The sequence below is a fragment of the Psychrobacter sp. Arc9 genome (assembly GCF_041431295.1).
In the GTDB taxonomy this organism is placed as follows: Bacteria; Pseudomonadota; Gammaproteobacteria; order Pseudomonadales; family Moraxellaceae; genus Psychrobacter.
This window is the reverse complement of the sequence record NZ_JASMRK010000048.1, coordinates 1-3723: the sequence shown is the minus strand read 5'-3', so window position 1 is coordinate 3723 and position 3723 is coordinate 1. Positions and strand designations below refer to the sequence as shown.

Here is a 3723-nt window from a genome sequence, read left to right as displayed (position 1 = left end):
GTGGTTTGATCATTATCGTCAGGCCGCTTGATTAAAATCTCCCAAGTTTAGGTCTACGGATTTGACAGCATAGGTCATTACCACTCATTGAGCCTTTAAAATAATGCTGCTTGATAATTTTGTGATAGGCATGACTGCAATACTGGCTGCCTCTATCAGAATGTACAATCAGCCCTTGGCTTGGACCTTTATTCTTAATTGCCATATTCAATGCACGACAGACTAAATCGGCGGTCATGCGCTTACTTAAGGCATATCCAACAAGCTCTTTGGTGTAGAGATCTTTAACACCTGCTAAGTATAGCCAACCCTCAGCAGTCCAAATATAAGTGATGTCACTGACCCAAGACTCATTGGGTCGCTTAGCATCAAACTGCTGATCCAGCACGTTTGGATAGACAAGCTTGTTATGATTGGAGTTGGTGGTGACTTTAAAACGTTTGTGACGACGGCATTTGATTCCATATTCTTCTTTAATACGTCTGACCATGTATAAGCTAATGTCATGGCCTTGCTCTATTAGCTTTGCATGCAGTCGATCAACACCATAACGTTCTTTAGTTTCACTGTGAGCCGCTTTAACTAATATCTCACAGTGATTACGGTGTATCTGCTGTTCACTCATCTCACGATTTATCCAGTCGTAGTAGCTTGATGGTTTTACGTTTAATACGCGGCACATGCAGGTAATACTAAAAAGGTACTGGTTGTCTTTGATAAAGACGTACTTCATCAACTGTGCTTCGCGAAGTACGCCGTGGCCTTTTTTAGTATCTCTCGTTCCTCTTCAGCCACTTTAAGCTGCCGTTTGAGCTGCTTTATTTCCTGAATAGCTGCCATAAGCTCAGGGTCATACTGCTCAGTTCCTAAAAGCTTGCCTTGATTGGCTTTGTTCTGCCAGTTTGATAAGGTTTGCATCGCTATACCAAGTTGCTTGGCAGTGGCTGAAACATTACCGTTGTTGTCTGCTATCTTCTTTACGGCTTCTGCTTTAAATTCTGTGCTGTAAGTTCTGATTTTCTTGGTCATGGTAAACTCCTCGTCGAGTCGCTAGTTTACCAAGTTTATCTCTACGGTTTCTTCAGCATAGCTCAGTATGGGGCTCATTAGTGATTGTTGGTCTATTACGTTTAGTATTAACCCATCACTTTACTTTTTTTATTAACTCGTTTTGCCACATGTTTGGCTCACGTCCTTATACCGATACGAATAGTGGACGTGACAACTTTTTCCTCGCTATATTCACATGGGGCGAAGGCTATCATAATTACCATCACTTTTTTCAATACGACTACCGTAATGGGGTAAAATGGTGGCAATATGACCCAACTAAATGGTTGATTGCTGGTTTATCTAAAGTGGGATTAACTACTGAGCTACGTACCGTTGATGACACTACCATTAAACATGCCGAAGTAAGAATGCAATTTAAACAGGCTCAGCAAAAGATTAGTACAGTAATGTCAGCCGGTCTAGATATTCCTCATGCTATGAAAACCTTCCAAGACCGTATTAATTTTGAGCATGACGCCTTCATGCAAACAGTGGCAGAATGGCAAGCACTAAAAGCGCAAAAAATTGAAATGAAAAAGAATCAGTACTCTGAACGTTTGCATGAAATTGATGACAAATTTAAGCAAGAATATACGAGAATTGAGGAAAAAATTCTTGAGCATAATAGTAATCTAAAAATGATTTTTCGCCCTATAGGCTAGAATGACAAGGTTGTTTAATAGCACTTCACTAAGGAGTTTATATTATTAGAGATATAACCAATTAGATATCCTAAGGGTAGTTCTTCTAAGCTAAGCTATACCCTAGCAGAACCACCTAAAAAGCCCCGAAAACCTATTAACAGACTACTTAAAACAGACTGCTATAATGGAACCATCTATAACAGGTTTTTGAATTAAGGGACGGGCTGCTGTGCTTTTCTAATAACATTAGCCTATTCTTAGTAATAAAAAAGCCACCTATAAGAAGGTGGCTTATTAGCGCTTGAATCACTTGAATTTATTATTACACATTAAAGCCTATGTGCTTCCCTGTTGGCAGCTCAACGTCGATACGAAGCTTGCCACCCATAGCTTCAACATATTTTTTCATGGTTGATATTTTAAGATCATTGCCGCGATTTTCTATAGCAGACAATGAAGGCTGCTTAATACCCATGGTTTGAGCTAGTTCTTTTTGAGAGATCTCTAACTCTTCACGAATACGAGACAGCTGGTTTTCTAAAAGCAATTGCTCTGCCAGTTGTTTAATACGCGCTTGGCTATCCAAAGAGCGCTCAGCTAACATCTCTTGTAATGTCTTAGTCATGTTATGGATCTCCTAAAGTTCTGAGGTGACACTCATACTGCTGGTCTGCAGTGGCTAGCATTTCTTTATAAAAACGCTTTTTATTACCTTTATCACCAATACAAAGCACAATCGCTTGCCGCTTTGGGTCAAAGGCAAAAAAGGCTCTGAGTGGATTGCCTCTGTGCTGAATACGCAACTCTTTCATGTTGGTAAACTTTGAATCATACACCGTATCTACTAAAGGGCGACCCAAGCTTGGACCTTGCTGTTCTAAAACCACCAAAGCTGCCAGTACTTTTTCTTGCGTTGATTCATCTTGCTGATCAAACCATTGGTTGAACAGCTCTGTTGTGATGACAGTCCACATATAAAAACCAATATATAGATTACAGTCTATATTATACATCTAATCGAGACAGTCTGCAATTATAGTGAGCGGCTCTTAACAGCCTATTCTTAGTAGCGACCATATTTTCTATCATTAACCTATACTCAAAAAATAAAACCTCTAAACGATAATTTAGCTATCATTTGACTTATATTAGTAATTAAACGATAGTAATATCCTGATATTATCAATGAACATTAATTATCAATTCTAAGTAATAGAGGGGCGTTATGACCGTTCGTATTTATGTGAGAGCCAGCACCAAGGATCAAGACGCTACTAGAGCATTAGTAGATTTGGTTGCCTTCAGTAGCCGCTATGGTGATAGCTATGTTGATTACGTTGAGCACTTCAGTGGTGCAAAGCTCGATAGACCAGCATTAGCTAAGCTGCTAAAAGACGCCGAGCAAGGCGATATTTTATTGGTTGAAAGCGTGGATAGATTAAGCAGACTATCTCAAGATGATTTTGCGATTCTAAAGCAGCGTATCAAAGATAAAGGCTTAAGGTTAATCGTAGCAGACCTACCTACTACGCATACAATCAATACTGGCATGAGTGGAGAGATATTGGCTGTAATCAACAACATGCTAATTGATTTATTAGCAACAATGGCTAAATTGGATAATGACAAGCGTAGAGAGCGTATTAAGCAAGGATTAGCTAATAGTGGTTATAAACCTACAGGCAAAAAAGCTAATACACAGAAGCACAAACGCATTAGAGAATTAGCAAGTCAAAACAATATGAAAAAAGATGAAATAGCTAAGGCCTGTGGTGTTGGAGTGGCTACAGTTTATCGAGTACTAAAAGATACGTAATACGTCAGGTAATGAACTTAAATAATTATGCTTTGCTGAATTACTATGTCTAAAAATAAAACAGTAGTCATAAGCATTAATTATCTGCAAGCGCTACCTTAGTATAGTGAGCGTGTAGTAGCGCTTTTACTTCGAGACCATCCCAGATTCTGTGTAACTGCCATTTAGATTAAATGCTTACTGATACGGTCATCAAACATAATCATAAAA

Annotated in this window: 4 protein-coding genes and 1 pseudogene; 2 read left to right on the top strand and 3 right to left on the bottom strand. The window is 38.9% G+C overall.

Features of this window, described 5'->3' with window-relative positions; translation table 11 throughout:
* Window positions 1-67 precede the first annotated feature (67 nt).
* Window positions 68-1029 (bottom strand): annotated as a pseudogene (locus QO187_RS13675) (IS3 family transposase); the annotation flags it as partial.
* Window positions 1030-1109: 80 nt separating this feature from the next.
* Here QO187_RS13675 and QO187_RS13670 point away from each other — a divergent pair.
* Entirely contained in the window at window positions 1110-1715 is a 606-nt protein-coding gene (locus QO187_RS13670) for a fatty acid desaturase (RefSeq protein WP_185156569.1), read from the top strand.
* Window positions 1716-2019: 304 nt separating this feature from the next.
* On the opposite strand, the gene QO187_RS13665 is transcribed toward QO187_RS13670, so the two are convergent.
* Window positions 2020-2322: a helix-turn-helix domain-containing protein gene (locus QO187_RS13665; protein ID WP_011512377.1), complete on the bottom strand. Its 303-nt coding sequence runs from the start codon at window positions 2320-2322 to the stop codon at window positions 2020-2022.
* A 1-nt stretch (window position 2323) separates the two neighbouring features.
* Window positions 2324-2671: a type II toxin-antitoxin system RelE/ParE family toxin gene (locus tag QO187_RS13660; protein ID WP_075101971.1), complete on the bottom strand. Its 348-nt coding sequence runs from the start codon at window positions 2669-2671 to the stop codon at window positions 2324-2326.
* A gap of 251 nt (window positions 2672-2922) precedes the next feature.
* Between QO187_RS13660 and QO187_RS13655 the strand changes: the two genes are divergently transcribed.
* Window positions 2923-3513, top strand: a complete 591-nt coding sequence (locus tag QO187_RS13655) for a recombinase family protein (protein ID WP_102092620.1) — start codon at window positions 2923-2925, stop codon at window positions 3511-3513.
* Window positions 3514-3723 lie beyond the last annotated feature (210 nt).

Coding starts and splice junctions, on each gene's coding strand:
- QO187_RS13665 (WP_011512377.1), bottom strand. CDS start 2,322: ATGACTAAGACATTACAAGAGATGTTAGCTGAGCGCTCTTTGGATAGC.
- QO187_RS13655 (WP_102092620.1), top strand. CDS start 2,923: ATGACCGTTCGTATTTATGTGAGAGCCAGCACCAAGGATCAAGACGCT.
- QO187_RS13660 (WP_075101971.1), bottom strand. CDS start 2,671: ATGTGGACTGTCATCACAACAGAGCTGTTCAACCAATGGTTTGATCAG.